Source organism: Janthinobacterium sp. Ant5-2-1, from assembly GCF_001445815.1.
In the GTDB taxonomy this organism is placed as follows: domain Bacteria; phylum Pseudomonadota; class Gammaproteobacteria; order Burkholderiales; family Burkholderiaceae_D; genus Janthinobacterium; species Janthinobacterium lividum_E.
Genome location: NZ_LNCE01000019.1, coordinates 1 through 16,208, shown reverse-complemented (window position 1 = coordinate 16,208; position 16,208 = coordinate 1). Strand labels below are relative to the sequence as shown.

The 16,208-nt window shown below is 63.9% G+C and carries 13 protein-coding genes; 5 read left to right on the top strand and 8 right to left on the bottom strand.

What is annotated here, in order from left to right:
* Window positions 1-102 precede the first annotated feature (102 nt).
* From ASN89_RS07615 to ASN89_RS07580, 8 genes are all read right to left on the bottom strand, one after another.
* Entirely contained in the window at window positions 103-1,731 is a 1,629-nt protein-coding gene (locus ASN89_RS07615; protein WP_058048867.1) for a methyl-accepting chemotaxis protein, read from the bottom strand.
* Between the two features lie 232 nt (window positions 1,732-1,963).
* A complete protein-coding gene (gene xylB / locus ASN89_RS07610; RefSeq protein WP_058048866.1) occupies window positions 1,964-3,433 on the bottom strand; it encodes a xylulokinase in 1,470 nt (489 codons plus the stop codon).
* Window positions 3,434-3,450: 17 nt separating this feature from the next.
* Window positions 3,451-4,341, bottom strand: a complete 891-nt coding sequence (locus ASN89_RS07605) for an AraC family transcriptional regulator (RefSeq protein ID WP_058048865.1) — start codon at window positions 4,339-4,341, stop codon at window positions 3,451-3,453.
* Window positions 4,342-4,375: 34 nt separating this feature from the next.
* Complete coding sequence (locus ASN89_RS07600; RefSeq protein WP_082654466.1) at window positions 4,376-5,500, bottom strand: ABC transporter ATP-binding protein; 1,125 nt, start codon at window positions 5,498-5,500, stop codon at window positions 4,376-4,378.
* A 2-nt stretch (window positions 5,501-5,502) separates the two neighbouring features.
* A complete protein-coding gene (locus tag ASN89_RS07595; RefSeq protein ID WP_058048864.1) occupies window positions 5,503-6,543 on the bottom strand; it encodes an NAD(P)-dependent alcohol dehydrogenase in 1,041 nt (346 codons plus the stop codon).
* A gap of 11 nt (window positions 6,544-6,554) precedes the next feature.
* Window positions 6,555-7,373, bottom strand: coding sequence for a carbohydrate ABC transporter permease (locus tag ASN89_RS07590; RefSeq protein WP_414842506.1), 819 nt, complete (start codon window positions 7,371-7,373; stop codon window positions 6,555-6,557).
* 134 nt (window positions 7,374-7,507) lie between these two features.
* The gene (locus tag ASN89_RS07585) at window positions 7,508-8,398 is read right to left on the bottom strand and encodes a carbohydrate ABC transporter permease (RefSeq protein ID WP_058048862.1); all 891 of its coding nucleotides are present in this window, start codon (window positions 8,396-8,398) and stop codon (window positions 7,508-7,510) included.
* 130 nt (window positions 8,399-8,528) lie between these two features.
* On the bottom strand, window positions 8,529-9,800 hold the full coding sequence (locus ASN89_RS07580) for an ABC transporter substrate-binding protein (RefSeq protein ID WP_046686047.1): 1,272 nt from the start codon (window positions 9,798-9,800) through the stop codon (window positions 8,529-8,531).
* A 293-nt stretch (window positions 9,801-10,093) separates the two neighbouring features.
* Between ASN89_RS07580 and ASN89_RS07575 the strand changes: the two genes are divergently transcribed.
* The 5 genes from ASN89_RS07575 to ASN89_RS07555 all read left to right on the top strand — a co-directional run bounded on the left by ASN89_RS07575 (window position 10,094) and on the right by ASN89_RS07555 (window position 16,058).
* Window positions 10,094-11,086, top strand: coding sequence for a sugar ABC transporter substrate-binding protein (locus ASN89_RS07575; RefSeq protein ID WP_058048861.1), 993 nt, complete (start codon window positions 10,094-10,096; stop codon window positions 11,084-11,086).
* 96 nt (window positions 11,087-11,182) lie between these two features.
* The gene (locus ASN89_RS07570) at window positions 11,183-12,142 is read left to right on the top strand and encodes an ABC transporter permease (RefSeq protein ID WP_046686049.1); all 960 of its coding nucleotides are present in this window, start codon (window positions 11,183-11,185) and stop codon (window positions 12,140-12,142) included.
* Window positions 12,142-12,939, top strand: a complete 798-nt coding sequence (locus ASN89_RS07565) for an ATP-binding cassette domain-containing protein (protein ID WP_058048860.1) — start codon at window positions 12,142-12,144, stop codon at window positions 12,937-12,939. The genes ASN89_RS07570 and ASN89_RS07565 overlap by 1 nt, the downstream gene beginning before the upstream one ends.
* Window positions 12,932-13,387 (top strand): RbsD/FucU family protein, encoded by a 456-nt coding sequence (locus ASN89_RS07560; RefSeq protein WP_058048859.1) that lies wholly within the window; start codon window positions 12,932-12,934, stop codon window positions 13,385-13,387. Before ASN89_RS07565 ends, ASN89_RS07560 begins: the two co-directional genes overlap by 8 nt.
* A gap of 43 nt (window positions 13,388-13,430) precedes the next feature.
* Window positions 13,431-16,058, top strand: coding sequence for a glycoside hydrolase family 32 protein (locus ASN89_RS07555; protein ID WP_082654464.1), 2,628 nt, complete (start codon window positions 13,431-13,433; stop codon window positions 16,056-16,058).
* The last annotated feature ends 150 nt before the right edge of the window (window positions 16,059-16,208 follow it).

The window sequence follows — 16,208 nt, the reverse complement described above, 5'->3', positions numbered from 1 at the left end:
CGCAGATACATGCTGAAAGGAAATAATATAAGAATTTCGGCGCGATATTTGCCTGATCGGGCGCCGCTTGACTGGCATCAAGCGGCGCGCGGAACGTGTGCTTCAAGCCAGCGACAGCGTCCTGCCCGGGGTGGCGCCCGCCGATGCGGCCACGCGGGGCGTGCCGTGCAGCTTGAAGATGCTGACGGCGTCGGCCAGACTGGCCGCCTGCTGCTGCAGCGCGTCTGCGGCGGCGGCGGCCTGCTCCACCAGGGCCGCGTTCTGCTGCGTCACGCCATCCATCTGGCTGATGGCGATGCTGATCTGCTCGATGCCGTCGCGCTGCTCCACGCTGGCCACGGCGATCTCGCCGATGATGGCGTTCACGCGCTGCACGCTGCTCACCACGTCATCCATCGTGCGCCCCGCCTGGCCGGCCAGCACGCTGCCCTCTTCCACCGTGCGCACGGATTCGCCGATCAGCTGCTTGATTTCCATGGCCGCCGCGGCCGAGCGGTGCGCCAGGCTGCGCACTTCCGTCGCCACGACGGCGAAACCACGCCCCTGTTCGCCCGCGCGCGCCGCTTCCACGGCCGCATTCAGGGCCAGAATATTCGTCTGAAAGGCGATGCCGTCGATGACGGCGATGATGTCGACGATGCGCTTGGACGAAGCATTGATATGGCTCATGGTCTGCACCACCTGCGCCACGGCTGCGCCGCCGCGCTGCGCCACGTCGGACGCGCCGCCGGCCAGCTGGCGCGCCTGGTCGGCATTCTCGTTATTCTGCCGCACGGTGGATGTCAGCTCGATCATCGAGGCGGCCGTCTCTTCCAGCGAACTGGCTTGTTCTTCCGTGCGCGAGGACAGGTCCATATTGCCGCTGGCGATTTCCGCCGAGGCCGTGGCGATGGCGTCCGTGCCGGTGCGCACCCGTCCAACGATGGCGGCCAGGTTGCCGCTCATCGCTTTCAGGGCCCTCAGCAGGTCGCCGATTTCATCGCGGCTGCCATCGGCCACCACGGCGCGCAGGTCGCCGGCCGCCACTTGCTGGGCGATGCCGACGGCCGCGCCCAGCGGCACCGTGATGCTGCGGATCAGCCACCACACGGTGACGCTGCCGACGACCAGGGTCACCAGCACAGTGGCCAGCATGGCGATGCTGGCGCTACGGTGCGCGGCCGCGTCCTGTTCCTTCATCTGCGCCATCAGGCTGTGCGACTGCTTGCCGATGGCGGCCACGATGGCGTCGATCTGGCGCGTCGGTTCGCGGTCCATGCCCTTGACCAGCGCATCGACGGCCTGGGCGCTGTCGGCGCGCGCGCCATCGAATTTTTGCAAGGCCGCCAGGTAACTCACGCCCAGCGCGTCGTGCGCCTGCAGCGCCTGTTGCACGGGCGCCGTGTCGAGGCCCAGCGCCGCCATCATCGATTGCAGGCTTTTCAATTCCTTGCGCGTCTGCGCGCCGCTGGCGACAAACGCTTCGCGGTAACGCTGGAAGGCGGCCGCATCGCCGCCGCGCAGCAAAATGTTTTTCCACTCCTGCACCTGGATCTTGAATTCCACCTGCGCGCTGCGCGCCGCATCGACCGCTTCCGTCAGGGCCACGGAACGCTGCATGGCGTCCGCGCTGCGGGCACTGGCCGCGTCGAGCGCGCTCCAGCCGCGCGCGCCGACGAACACCAGCGCAAGAAAGAAGAAGGCGCCCAGGAGACCGAGGCGGACGGAGATTTTAAGATTCGCAAGTTGCATGTGTTTCTCCCGGCGGCAAGAACAGGATGGCAACAAAGGCGCCGCCAAAAACTATCCAATTCTCACCAAATGGGAAATCATGCGGCGCGCCCCGAGAAAAACAAAGCAAGGCTTTCGCTAGAGAAACACTTTCAACATAGAAACAACAAATTACAAGGAAAGGTTGACTGCCTAGCCATAGTGACGTGTTCGCAGCATGGTCAGGCCGGCAATCTTGCCGGTCGTTTCAGCGCTACGCCGCGGCCGCTCCCGCAAACTCCTCGCGCAGCAGCGGATACAAACGCCGGTAGCGCGCCAGGCGTTCGTCCAGCACGGCGGAGGCTTGCGGCGCGACCGTTTCCTGTACGGGCGGGCGCGTGCACACCTGCGCGGGCGGCAAGCCCGTCACGGCCATTTGCGCCAGGCGCGCCGCGCCCATGGTGCCGCCAGCCGCGCCGTGGTCGTGGCGCAGCACGTTCAAGCCCGAGGCATTCGCGCACAGCTGCGCCCAGAAGCGGCTGCGCGAACCGCCGCCCACGAACGACGCTTCTTCCAGATGCGTGCCGGCGCTGCGCAAGGCCGCATTGCCGTCGGCCATGGCAAAGGCCACGCCTTCCATCACGCTGTAGGCCAGCTCGGCCCGTCCGTGTTCCGTCGACAAGCCAAAAAACACGCCGCGCGCGGAAGCGTCGTTATGCGGCGTGCGTTCGCCGCTCAGGTAAGGCAAAAAGATGGGCGCCGTGCGCGCCTCGACGTTTTCCGCCAGGCTGACCAATTCGCCGATGTCGCTCGACTGCGTCAGCCGCGCCACCCAGCTGAGGCTGGACGCGGCGCTGAGGATCACGCTCATCTGGTGCCAGCGCTCGGGCAGGCAATGGCAGAACGCGTGCACGCCCTGGCCGGGATTCGGTGCAAAACCGTCGCTGCCGGCGAACAGCACGCCCGAGGTCCCCAGCGACAGCAGGCCGGCGCCCGGCTCCACCACGCCCAGGCCGACAGCCGCCGCCGCATTGTCGCCCGCGCCGCCGGCCAGCAGCACCGGGTGCGCGATGCCCCATTCCTGGCACAGCGAAGGCCGCACCTGCGCGGCGGCGGCGCTGCCCTCGACCAGGCGCGGCATGTGCTCGCGCGTCAAACCGGTGGCGGCCAGCATGCGCTCGGACCAGTCGCGTTTGGCCACGTCCAGCCACAGGGTGCCGGAAGCGTCGGACATGTCGGACACATACTCGCCCGTCAGGCGCAGGGCCACGTAATCCTTGGGCAGCAAGACCTTGGCCGTGGCGCGGAACAGCGAGGGCTCGTACTTTTGCAGCCACAGCAGCTTGGGCGCCGTGAAGCCGGGCATGGCCTGGTTTCCCGTGATGGCGCGCGACTCGGGCACCAGCGCCTCGAGTTCCACGCACTCGGCAAAGGCGCGCGTATCGTTCCACAGGATGGCCGCGCGCAGCACGTGCTGCTGCTTGTCGAGCAGGGTCGCGCCATGCATCTGGCCCGACAGGGCGATGCCGCGCAAGTCGGAAAATGCCACCGGCTGCGCGGCGCGGATGGCGGCGATGACATCCAGTGTGGCGTGCCACCAGTCTTCGGGATTCTGTTCCGACCAGCCGGGATGGGGGCTGGACACGCGCAGGGTCACGCCGGCGCTGGCGAGGATGGCTTGGGCGTCATCGGTGAGGATGGCCTTGACTTCGGAAGTGCCGATATCGATACCGAGATAAGTCATTTGATTCCAGAATAAAGTTAAGAATGGCCGTCGCCGGATGGATCGGGCATGTTCATCAGCAGGCAGGAGCGAAATTTCGACGGCGACATGTGCTTGTGCGCCAAAAACTGGCGGTTGAAATTGGAAAGGTTGTTGAAGCCCGTGCGGTAGCAGATATCGGTGACCTTCATGTCCGTATTCATCAGCAGCTCGCAGGCCAGCGCGATGCGCTCCTGGTTCACGTATTGAATGAACGAGGTGCCCGTATGCTTGCGGAAGAAACGCGTGAATTTCAAGGTATTCATTTCCGCCACGTCGGCCACATCCTGCTCGCAAAAATCGAGCGTGATGTTCTGCTTGATATACGCCAGCACCAGGTTGATGGTCGACGACATGTAGCGGCCCGCCTGCGCCAGATAAGTGACGCTGGCCAGGGGCCGCCGCTCGCGGCACTCGCACAGCTCGCCGAACAAACGCGTAAACAGTTCGACCCGGCGCAAGCCCTGCGCCGTCGTCAATTCCTTCATCAGCGGCACCAGGCGCAGGCCCAGCGCATCGGGAAATTGCAAGCCCCTGCCAGCCTCGCCCAGCAGGGCTTTCAGGGGCGCCATTTCCGGGAACAGCAGCGCGCACCGTTCGATGAAGTCGCTGGAAAACTGCAGCACCAGGTCGCGCTCGGGCAAGACCACGCCTTCCGGCAGTTCGCTGACCCAGTTATGCGGCAGGTTCGGCCCCGTCAGGATCAGATTGCCCGCCCCGTAACTGCCAATATGGTCGCCGATAAAAAATTTGCCGTTTGACGTGATGATGAAGTGCAGTTCGTACTCGGGATGAAAATGCCATTTCGCCACCGTGTGCGGAAAGCCGTGCGCCCACGCGCGAAACGATTCGTGGATCGGTTTGTGGATCAGTTCCAGGTCAGGCGTCACGGCAGTTCCTTGCGCGGTCTCGTTGCCAGCTATTCTAACCACTTACCTGACCACTGGCCGCCACGGCCAGCCCGCTGTCGGCGTCGAACAGGTGCATGTGCTCTTCATCGAAGGCCAGCGCCAGGGTCTGCCCCGCCTGCACCGCACTGTTAGCCGCGTTCGCCGGCAGCAGGGCCGACAGGCTCAAGGCGCCGTACTGGAAGCTGATCAGCGCTTCGGCGCCCAGCAGCTCGACCAGGTCGATCACGCACGCCAGGCCATGCGTGCCTGCCGGCTCCTGCGGCAGCGCCGTGCGCAAATGATTCGGGCGCAGGCCGAAGACCACGCGCGCACCCGAATGCAGCGCCGCGAAGCGGGAGGAAATCAATGGCCAGCGGTAGCCGGCGCACACGAGCACCGTTTGCCCGCCGTCTTTTTCGACGACGCCATCGATGAAATTCATGGCAGGCGTGCCGATGAAGCCTGCCGCGAACAGGGTGCGCGGATGGTTGTACAGCTGCGCCGGCGTGCCGATCTGCTCGATATGCCCGCCTTTCATCAGCACCACCCGGTCGGCCAGGGTCATGGCTTCGAGCTGGTCGTGCGTGACGTACAGGGTGGTGGTGCGCAGGCGGCGGTGCAGGCGCTTGATGTCGGCGCGCAGCTGCGCGCGCAGCTTGGCGTCCAGATTCGACAGCGGTTCGTCGAACAGGAACACCTGTGGCGTCTTGATCATGGCGCGCGCAATGGCCGTGCGTTGCTGCTGACCGCCCGACATGGCGCGCGGCTTGCGTTCCAGCAGGCTGTCCAGGCTGAGGATGGCCGCCACCTCGCGCACGCGGCGCTCGATCTCGTCGTTCGGTACCTTCAGGCGGCGCAGGCCGAAGGCGATATTGTCGTACACCGTCATGTGCGGATACAGCGCGTAGTTCTGGAATACCATCGCCACGTTGCGCGCGCGCGGCGGCAAGTCGTTGACGATGGCGCCGCCGATGTGCAGCTCGCCGCCGCTGATGTCTTCCAGGCCCGCGATCATGCGCAGCAGGGTCGACTTGCCGCAGCCCGATGGCCCCAGCAGGACGATGAATTCGCCGTCATCGATTTCCAGGTCGAACGGCTGCAGCACGGCCGTCTTCTCGTCATAAGTCTTGTGCAGCTGCCTGCAAGCGATGTTTGCCATGATCAGTCTCCTGCCAGTTCAATCTGGATCTTGACGTCGCGCGGATGGCCCTTGGCCGCTTCCTCGAACGCCTGCACGCCGTCGGCAAAGCCGAAGGTGCGCGAAATGAAGGGCTTCACGTCGATCTTGCCCGAGGCCAGCAAGGCGATGGCGCGCGGGAAGATGTTCGCGTAGCGGAAGACGGATTCGATGCGCACTTCCCTGGCCTGGATGGCGACGATATCAAAGGGGACGTGCTCGGGCGGCATGCCGACCAGCACAAGGCAGCCGTTCGGGCACAGCAGGTCGACGATATTGTCGTAGGCGCGCATGCTGCCGCTGGCCTCGAAAACGATGTCGGCGCCCCAGCCTTCCGTCAGTGCGCGCACCGTGTCCGCCAGGCTGGCGTGGCGCACGTCGACCGTGGTCACGGCGGGATTGTCCGCGAACAGGGCCAGCTTTTCCGGCACCAGGTCGGCCAGGATCACGCGCGAGCAGCCGCCCGCCAGCGCGGCCAGCGCATTCATGGCGCCGATGGTGCCGGCGCCGATCACGACAGCCACGTCGCCCGGCTTGATGGCCGCCTTCTTTGCCGCCTGCAGGCCGATGGCCAGCGGTTCGACGATGGCGCCTTCGCCGAAGCTGACGTTGTCGGGCAGCTTGAAGGTAAAGGCGGCCGGATGCACGACGTACGGCGTGAGGCAACCATGGATGGGCGGCGTGGCCCAGAAGCGCACGGCGGGATCGAGGTTGTACAGGCCGCGCATGGTGGCCGGCGAATCGAACTGCGGCACGCCCGGCTCCATGCACACGCGGTCGCCCACCTTCAGGTGCGTCACCTCATCGCCCACTTCCGCCACCACGCCGGACGCCTCGTGGCCGAGCACCATCGGCGCTTCGACGGCGAAGGGGCCGATCTTGCCATGTTTGAAGTAATGCACGTCGCTGCCGCAGATGCCCACGGTGTGGATCCTGATTTTCACGTCACGTGGGCCGACGGCCAGCGGCAGGTCGATGTCGCGCAGGGTGATGGAATGCGCTTGTTCCAGTACGAGAGCTTGCATGATGGGATTCCTTATTTATGTTTGAGCATGGAGTTGAGCAGCCGTCCCAGGATGCCGACGAACAGCAGCGGCGGCAGCGCCAGCAGCACGGTGGAAGCGTTCACCACGCCCCACGGCACTTCCTGGCCCATCGAGGTAAAGGCCGATGCCACCACGGGCAGGGTCATGCTTTTCGACGAGGTCAGCGCCAGCGCGATCATCAGTTCATTCCAGACCAGCACGAAGCTGAAGACGATGCCGCCCATCAGGGTTTTGGAGGCCACCGGCAGGGCCACGTACCAGAACACCTGGTAAGGGCCGTAGCCATCGAGCGCGGCCGCTTCCTCGATCTCTTTCGGGATGCGGGCAAACGCGGGAATCGACAGCCAGATGATGGTCGACAGGGTCACCAGCAGATACGTCACCACCATCGACAGGCGCGAGTCGTACAGACCCAGGTCGATCCAGATCGAGATCAGCGGAATGGCGACGGCGACCGGTGGCAAAAAGCGCAGCGACAGCAGGAAGAACTGGATATCCTTCTTGGCCGGAATCGGATAGCGGGCGATCGCATACGCGGCCGGCACGCCCAGCACGGCGCCCAGCAACACGGCGACGCCAACGATGGCCACGCTGTTGCCCAGCCCCGTCAGCACTTCCGGGCTGGCCAGCACCTGCTTGTAGTTGGCCAGAGTCGGGCTGAAGAAAAAGCGCGGCACGGGCGTGACGATGTCCATCAACTCCTTGAAGGAATTGAGCACGGCCCACAGGATGGGGAACAGCGCCACCAGCACGATGACGGTGGTAATGGCGGTGGTGGTGATGGCACCAATGCCGCCCGGGGTGCGCAGCACCCTAAGACACCTGACAAAACCGTTGCGAGCAGATGTGAGTTGTGGCTGAGAAGCGGAGCTGTGCGCATGCACAGTGAGCATCGGAGGCCGCAAATCGCGCTGCGCAGTAGGTTTGGTTAGGGTGTTCTTAGTCAGTTTTCCCATTTGGCGACTCGCTTCCAGAGCAGGGTGAATATTACTGTCGTGGCCAGCATCATCAGCACGGCCATGCTGGACGCGTACGACACCTTGCCCATCAGGCCGATGCCCTGCGCATACGCGTACATGTCCAGCGTTTCCGTGGAAATGCCGGGGCCGCCCTTGGTCATCACGTAAATCAGGTCGAACGAACGCAGCGACTCGACCATCTTGATGAACACGAGGCTCATGATGGGCACCTTCAGCATGGGCAGCGCGATATACGCATACACCTGGAGCGTGCTGGCGTAGTCGAGGCGCGCCGCTTCCAGCGGTTCGCCGGGCAGGGTTTCCAGCAGCTTCAGGATCACGGCGCCAAAGAACAGGCCCCACTGCCAGATGTCGACCAGCGCCACCGCGTACAGGGCCGTGGCGGGGTCGGACAGCAGGGCCGTGCCGCCCAGTCCCACGCATTCGAGCATCCAGTTCAAAATGCCCATCAGCGGCGAATACATGAACTTCCAGATGAAGGCGGCCGACACGCGCGGCAGCAGCACGGGCACGATCAAGAGCAGCGCGATGATGTCACGCGTGCGTCCCTTCACCTTCTCGAACAGGAACACGGCCAGCAGCACGCCGACGATCAGCGAGCCGGCCACGGTGACCACTTCCCAGATGGCCGATACCTGCACGGCATTGACGAAGCGGCGGTCGCCGAACAGGCGGAGAAAATTGGCAAAGCCGACGTAGTCGCTGTCGCTGTAGCGCAGCACACGGTTTTGCAGGGCCAGGTTGATGGCGGCGATGCTGGGCACCAGGCCCAGGACCAGCAGGACCAGCAGCGGCAGGGTCAGGAAGACGGCCGGCAGCCAGGTGTGGCGTTTTTTATGGATGGTATGCGGCATAGGAATCAGCTTTCAAACGAGAACGGGCAAGCGCTGGCTTTAACCCAAAAGCAAGAGCTGGGGTCAGACCCGGCGGGGAATTGCGCACCAGTGGGGCGCAATCCGATCGCGAAGCGACCGACCCCGGGGCTTATTTGCGCTTCTTCGCCCGCGAAACTACTTCCGTCGCATACTCATTCGCCTCATCGAGCGCGCTTTGCACGTCGCCGCGCGTGCCCGTAAACACTTCTTCCAGCACGACGCCCAGGTTGTCGCCGATGTCCGGCCACTCGGGGCTAGGCCAGATGGTCACGCGCGAGACGGGCGTGGTGTCCGTCAGGCCCGCCTGGATCTGCGGCTTGACGTGCTTGCGGAAGTAGTCGCTGTTGATGGTGCTGGTGCGGTTGTAGTCGCTGAAGACGTTGTCCTTCAGGCGCGCCTGCTCCTGCTCCTTGCCCGTGGCGAAGGCGATGAACTTGCCGGCCGCCTGGCGCGTGCATTCATCTTTCGCACCGGTGGCGGAAATGGCCAGGCCGTGGCCATACGCGGCCGATGGCAGCGGCGATGGCGGACGCACATAGCCGACCTTGTCGACCACCGAGGATTTTTTCGGGTCTTCCATCCAGTCGGCAAACGGCGTCGACTCGATCATGAAAGCCACCTTGCCCGACCTGAATGCTTCGAGCGCGTTGCTCCAGTCGTAGGTGGCGCCGCCCGGCGGCGAATACTTGAACAGCTCGCGGTACAGCGTGGTGGCTTTCACGGCCTGCGGCGAATTGAAGGCGGGCACGCCGTTGTTTTCCCACTTGCCGCCGGCGGCCAGCATGAACGGCGCCCAGCGCCACACATTCATGCCCGAGCCGCGCTGGCCCCGCGCGGCCCAGCCATACACGTTCGGCGGGCTGTTCATTTTCTTCACGGCGGCGACCAGTTCGTCGAGCGTCTTCGGCACGGCGATGCCGGCCTTTTCCAGCAGGTCGCGGCGGTAGAACAGGAAATCGCTGCCGCCGATCAGGGGCGCGAAATAGGCTACGCCCTTGTACGAGGCGACGGCGCGGCGGCCCGGCAGGAAGTCGTCGTAATCGGCGTCCTTGGGCAGGTATTTGAGCAGGGGGACGACCCAGCCGGCCGTGGCGAATTCGGCCACGTTGGCTTCGTCGATGTAATAGATCTGGTAGGAGCCGGCCTTGGTGGAAGCGTCGAGACGGGCTTTCGAGCGGCGGTCGTTTTCGCCGAAATAGCTGATTTGAACCTTGGTGCCGCTTTTCTTTTCATACTCGGCGAGGGTCTTTTCCATCACCGTCAGGCCCAGGCTTTTTTGCGCCAGCACCTTGATCACGGGCACCGAGCAGCTTTGCGCCGAGGCGTCTGCAAATCCGGCGGACATGAGGGCGCCCCATGCAACAGCAGTCATGATTTTCATAACACGTCTCCATTTTTATAGTCCGGCGGTTTTCCACCGGTGAACTCACTATAAAAACAAAGCAGGCCCGCCACCACTGCAAAAGCGGCCAGTTTTCAAATACTATTTTTCAGCAAAACGGCCTCCATGCCGGCCCCGATGGGCTGGTCTTTTTTACCACACACAATATATAAAGCCGCTTGATTTATTAATTAGCCGGGCGTATATTTGGCTCGGGCACCGCATTGACGGCCGCCCCCAGGCCGAGGCAATCGCCTCCCGGTAAAAAATAAATAGATTCTGGAGACAACACAATGAACGTCAAACAATGCATCGCACTGGCTATCCTGACGGCAGCCGGCGGCGCCGCCATGGCCGAGGAAGCAATCGTCGGCCTGATCACCAAGACCGATACCAACCCCTTCTTCGTGAAGATGAAAGAAGGCGCGCAGCAACGCGCGAAACTGAAGGGCGCCAAGCTGTTGACGGCGGCCGGACGCGCCGACGGCGACAACGCCGGCCAAGTCACGGCGATCGAGAACATGGTGGCCGCCGGCGCCAAGGCGATCATGATCACCCCGAGCGATTCGAAAGCCATCGTGCCGGCCATCAAGAAGGCGCGCGCAGCCGGCGTGCTGGTGATCGCCCTCGACAGCCCGACCGAGCCGCAGGACGCCACCGATGCGCTGTTCGCCACCGACAACTACAAGGCCGGCTTGCTGATCGGCCAATACGCGAAGGCCGCCTTCGCCGGCAAGCCCGTCAAGATCGCCATGCTGGACCTGTTCCCCGGCCATCCGGTGGGGATAGCCCGCCACAACGGTTTCCTGGCCGGCTTTGGCGCGCCGGGCATCAGCGCCAAGACGGTCGGGCCGGCGAAAACCGCCGACGTGGTGTGCATGGCCGACAGTTTCGGCGACCAGGGCAAGGGCCAGACGGCGATGGAAAACTGCCTGCAGAAAAATCCCGACATCAATCTCGTGTACACCATCAACGAACCGGCCGCTGCCGGCGCCTACAAGGCGCTCAAGGCCGTGGGCAAGGAAAAGAACGTGATGATCGTCTCGGTCGACGGCGGCTGCGCCGGCGTGCGCGACGTCAAGGCCGGCGTCATCGCGGCGACCTCGCAGCAGTATCCGCTGAACATGGCAGGCCTGGGCGTCGAAGCCGGCGTCGAGTACGCCAAGAACGGGAAGAAGGCCAGCGGCTACGTCGATACCGGCGTCACCCTGATCAGCGACAAGCAGCAAGCGGGCGTCGAGAGCCGCGACACGGCGTTCGGCCTGAACTCCTGCTGGGGTAAATAAATCCACGCAGTCAGCCGCGTTCGGCAAGACGATCTGCCTTGCCGGCGCGTGGCCGCCTGCGCGCCTCCTTTTTCCCCTCTTGAATATGGATAACAGATGCGTTCCACCGTTCCGACATTTATGCCGCCGCTCTCCAAACTGGGCCCGGTCATTGCCCTGCTCGCCGCCTGCGTGTTCTTTGCGTCGCAAAGCGACCGCTTCCTCAGCAGCCAGAATTTTTCCCTGATTTTGCAGCAAGTCATGGTCGTCGGCATCATCGCCATCGGCCAGACCCTGATCATCCTGACCGCCGGCATCGACCTGTCCTGCGGCATGGCCATGGCGCTGGGCTCGGTCATCATGACCAAATTCGCCGTCGACCTCGGCATGAACCCCTATCTCGCGATCGGGTGCGGCATCGCCGTCACCGTGCTGATCGGCTTCATCAACGGCGCGCTGGTCACTTCGATCAAGCTGCCGGCGTTTATCGTCACGCTGGGCACGATGAACATTGCCTTCGCCGTCACGCAGCTGTACTCGCAGGCCCAGACCGTCACCGGCCTGCCGGAAGCGATGGGATTTTTCGGCAACACCTTCCAGCTTGGCCAGGCCACCTTTACCTACGGCACCGTGCTGATGCTGGGCATGTACGTGCTGACCTGGCTGTACCTGCGCGAGACCGCGCCCGGCCGCCACCTCTACGCCGTCGGCAACAATCCGGAAGCGGCCCGCCTGACCGGCATCGCCACGAATAAAGTTTTGCTGGGCGTCTACATGATCGCCGGGATGTGCTACGGCATCGCCGCGCTGATGTCCGTGGCGCGCATGGGCGTGGGCGACCCGCAAGGCGGCCAGACCGACAACCTCGACAGCATCACCGCCGTCGTGCTCGGCGGCACCAGCCTGTTCGGCGGGCGTGGTTCGATCATGGGCACCCTGGTCGGCGTGCTGATCGTCGGCGTGTTCCGCAACGGCCTGACCTTGATGGGCGTGTCCTCGGTGTACCAGATCCTGGTGACGGGCATCCTGGTCATCCTGGCCGTGGCCACCGATCAACTGACACACAAGAAAGGTTGATGAGCATGACGACACATGTGCAAGCCGTATTCCAGGCCCGCGGCCTGGTCAAGCGCTACGGCAGCGTGACCGCCCTCGACGGCACCGATTTCGATTTATTGCCGGGAGAAATACTCGCCGTGATCGGCGACAACGGCGCCGGCAAATCCTCGCTGATCAAGGCCCTGTCGGGCGCCCTCGTGCCCGACGAGGGCGAGATGCTGCTCGACGGCAAGCCGATTCATCTGAAGTCGCCGATCGACGCCCGCCGCTACGGCATCGAAACCGTGTACCAGGACCTGGCGGTGGCGCCGGCCATGACGATCGCCGAGAACCTGTTCCTCGGCCGCGAGCTGCTGCGCAAGGGCATGTTGTCGCGCTTCCTGCGCTGCATCGACAAGAAGAAGATGCTGGCCGAGGCGGAAGCCCATATGCGCGATTTGAAGATCGGCATCCGCTCGATGAAGCAAGCCGTCGGCACCTTGTCTGGCGGCCAGCGCCAGGGCGTGGCCGTGGCGCGCAGCACGGCGTTTGCCAGACATGTCGTGATTCTCGATGAACCAACCGCCGCACTCGGCGTAAAGGAGGGCAATATGGTACTGGAACTGATACGCAATGTACGCGACCGCGGCCTGCCGGTGATTTTGATCAGCCACAACATGCCGCACGTGTTCGAGATCGCCGACCGCATCCACGTGCAACGCCTGGGCAAGCGCGTCGCCGTGCTGAACCCGAAGCACATCAGCATGCCCGACACCGTGGCAGTGATGACGGGCGCGAAGAGCGCCGAGGAATTTCCGGAGGAAGCTCATGCTTAAGGGAATCGATCCGCTGCTCAGCCCGGAATTGCTGAAGATCTTGTGCGAAATGGGGCATGGCGAGGAAATCGTGCTGGTCGACGCCAACTTCACCAGCCAGACCCTGGGCCAGGGCAAGCCGCTGGTGCGCCTGCCCGGCATCGACCTGCAGCGCGCCAGCGCGGCGCTGCTGTCGGTGTTTCCGCTCGACGCCATGGTGGACCAGCCGGTCGCCTTCATGAAGGTATGCAACACCGCCGACGGCTACCTGTCGGCGCTGCAGCGCACCATGCTCGAGCAGATCGCCGCCACCGGCGCCGCCACGCCCGAGCAATGCGAGGCGGTCGAGCGCTTCGCCTTCTACGAACGCGTCAAGGGCGCCTACGCCATCGTGCAGACGGGCGAAATGCAGCCGTACGCCAATTTCCTGTTCAAGAAAGGTGTGATCAGCGAGCCGCTGGCGGACTGAGAAACGTGCAGCCGGAATAAAACATACCTATAAAGGAGACAGCATGTCAAACCACTTCCCTCTTCTCGCCTCTTGCCTTGCCACCCTGCTGGTGGGCTGCAGCGGCGGCAACGACAGCGACAGCGGACAGCCGCAGTCCAGCCACCTTGAAACCTACCGCCCCCAGCTCTCGTACACCGCCGCCAAAAACTGGCTGAACGATCCCAACGGACTGGTCTACCACGACGGCGAATACCACCTGTTCTACCAGTACAACCCGAACGGCAATACCTGGGGCGACATGTCCTGGGGCCACGCCGTCAGCACCGACCTGCTGCACTGGAACGAGCTGCCCGTCGCCCTGACGGCCGAAAAAGACGCCGGCGGCAAGCTCACGCAAATGTTCTTCTCCGGCAGCGTGGTGGTGGACACCAACAATACCAGCGGCCTTGGCAGCGCCGGCAATCCTGCCATGGTGGCCGTCTACACCAGCGTGTACCCGCAAGGAAAAACGCTGGCCAACGGCCAGGTGCTTGCCCCGAATGCCCAGGCCCAGTCCATCGCCTACAGCCTGGACCGGGGACGCACGTGGACGCAGTACGCCGCCAACCCGGTGATTGCCGCGCCACCGGCCCCGTTTGAAACCGAAGGGCAAAATTTCCGCGATCCAAAAGTCTTCTGGTATGCACCGGAGCAAAAATGGGTCATGGTTGCCGTTGCCTCGGAGAAGCACCAGGCGTTGCTGTTTTCGTCCAAGAACCTGCGCGACTGGACCTACATGAGCGCCTTTGGCCCGGCCAACGCGGTCGGCGGCATCTGGGAATGTCCCGACCTGTTCGAGCTGCCCGTCGATGGCGACGCCAGCAAACGCAAATGGGTGATGAACATCAACATCAACCCCGGCTCGGTGGCCGGTGGTTCCGGGGCGCATTATTTTGTGGGGAAATTCGACGGCACGCGCTTTGTGGCCGACGCCAACAGCGTGATCGACAAGAAGCCCCCCACGGGCACCGTCTACCAGGATTTTGAAGCGGCCAGCTTCGATGCCACCGGCTGGACCTCGACGGGCGACTTTGTGGGCAAGACGCCCGTGGCCCCCTCGCATGGCGTGGCCGACAACCTGGGCAGCCAGCTGCTCGACACCTACCGGCTGGGCAAGGACGACGGCGCCACGGGCACGCTCACCTCGCCCGCCTTTACCGTCACGAGCAAGTACATCAATCTGATGGTCGGCGGCGGGCGCCATCCGCGCTTGCCCGGTGCGGGCGACGGCACGGTGCCTGCGGGAACCCTGCTGTTCCCGGGCGCCGTTTTTGAAGGCCCGGCCAATGCCACTTACGCCGACCTGGGCTGGACGGCCTCCGGCGACGTGGTAGGGCAAAAAGTTGCCGCAGGAAGCAACGCCGACCGGCAAGCGGCAGCCGGCAAGCTGGGCGCGGGTGTGTTCAATTCCCTCATCGGTGCCGGTGACGTGTCCAAGGGCAGCCTGACGTCGCCCACCTTCACCATCTCCAGGGACTACATCAACTTCCTCATCGGCGGCGGCAACCATCCCTACAGCAGCCCCAATCCCACGGCGGTGGTGCTCAAGGTCAATGACAAGGTGGTGCGCAGCGCCACCGGGGCGGATTCCGAACTGAACTGGACAAACTGGGACGTGCGCGAGTTCGCCGGACAGCAGGCCCAGATTGTCATCATCGACGACAACGACGGCGCCTGGGGACACATCGTTGCCGACGTGTTCGAGGCATCGGACCAGCCGGCCAAGCCCGTCAGCGATGAAACGACGGTGAACCTGCTGGTCAACGGCCAGGTGGTGAAAAGCGCAACCGGCGCCAATGCCGAAACCCTGAACTGGCGCAGCTGGAACGTGGACGCCTACCGGGGCAAGAGCGCGCAGATCCAGGTGGTCGACAAAAACACGGGCGGCTGGGGCCATATCCTGGTCGACCACATCGTTTTTTCAGACGCTGCCAAGGAAGAAGCCAACTGGCTCGACTACGGCGCCGACTTCTATGCCGCCGTGACCTGGAACGGCATACCCGATGGCAAGCGCATCGGCCTGGGCTGGATGAGCAACTGGGACTACGCCGGCAACACGCCCACCACCCCATGGCGCAGCGCCCAGACCTTCGCCCGGGAATTCACGCTGCGCACCATCGGCGGCCAGGTGCGGCTGGTGCAGCAGCCGGTGGACAACTTCAGCACACTGCGCAGCAAAGCGCTGTACAGCGCCCAGGACCGTTCCGTGGCCACCGGCGTGCAAGCACTAGCTATCGCCCCCGCCCCGGGTCAGGCCCTGGACATCGTGGCCAAATTCCAACCGGGCAGTGCCACCGGTTTTGGCCTGAAGGTGCGCACCGGCGCGAATGGCGAAGAAACCGTCATCGGTTATGACGCGGTGGCCGGCGAGGTGTATATCGACCGCAGCAAATCGGGCGACGCCAGCTTCAACGCCAGCTTTGCCGCCCGCCATACCGCCCCGCTGCCCCTGCGCACCGGCACGGTGGACCTGCGCATCGTGGTCGACACCTCGTCGGTGATGGTATTTGCGGGCAACGAGGTGGTGTTAACCGACCAGATCTTTCCGCAACCGTCCAGCAACGGTGTCGCGCTGTTCGCCGTGGGCGGCGCGGCAACGCTGAAAGATCTGACCATCTGGCCTTTGAAGTCGATCTGGGCCAAGCGCTAACGCTGCACGGGAGCTCCAGCATCTGGAGCTCCACTGGCGGGGCGTCGGATATGTAATAAAATGTCCTTCTTTTACTCCTGTAGAAACCGGACCCGCCCCGCCATGTCAGACAGCTTTACCGAAGAGGCGTGCGCGCCGCAAGCAGCCATC

Bases quoted from the DNA above. Each gene is read 5' to 3' on its own strand.
- ASN89_RS07615 (WP_058048867.1), bottom strand. From the start codon at position 1,731: ATGCAACTTGCGAATCTTAAAATCTCCGTCCGCCTCGGTCTCCTGGGC.
- xylB (WP_058048866.1), bottom strand. From the start codon at position 3,433: ATGACTTATCTCGGTATCGATATCGGCACTTCCGAAGTCAAGGCCATC.
- ASN89_RS07600 (WP_082654466.1), bottom strand. From the start codon at position 5,500: ATGGCAAACATCGCTTGCAGGCAGCTGCACAAGACTTATGACGAGAAG.
- ASN89_RS07595 (WP_058048864.1), bottom strand. From the start codon at position 6,543: ATGCAAGCTCTCGTACTGGAACAAGCGCATTCCATCACCCTGCGCGAC.
- ASN89_RS07585 (WP_058048862.1), bottom strand. From the start codon at position 8,398: ATGCCGCATACCATCCATAAAAAACGCCACACCTGGCTGCCGGCCGTC.
- ASN89_RS07580 (WP_046686047.1), bottom strand. From the start codon at position 9,800: ATGAAAATCATGACTGCTGTTGCATGGGGCGCCCTCATGTCCGCCGGA.
- ASN89_RS07575 (WP_058048861.1), top strand. From the start codon at position 10,094: ATGAACGTCAAACAATGCATCGCACTGGCTATCCTGACGGCAGCCGGC.
- ASN89_RS07570 (WP_046686049.1), top strand. From the start codon at position 11,183: ATGCGTTCCACCGTTCCGACATTTATGCCGCCGCTCTCCAAACTGGGC.
- ASN89_RS07565 (WP_058048860.1), top strand. From the start codon at position 12,142: ATGAGCATGACGACACATGTGCAAGCCGTATTCCAGGCCCGCGGCCTG.
- ASN89_RS07560 (WP_058048859.1), top strand. From the start codon at position 12,932: ATGCTTAAGGGAATCGATCCGCTGCTCAGCCCGGAATTGCTGAAGATC.
- ASN89_RS07555 (WP_082654464.1), top strand. From the start codon at position 13,431: ATGTCAAACCACTTCCCTCTTCTCGCCTCTTGCCTTGCCACCCTGCTG.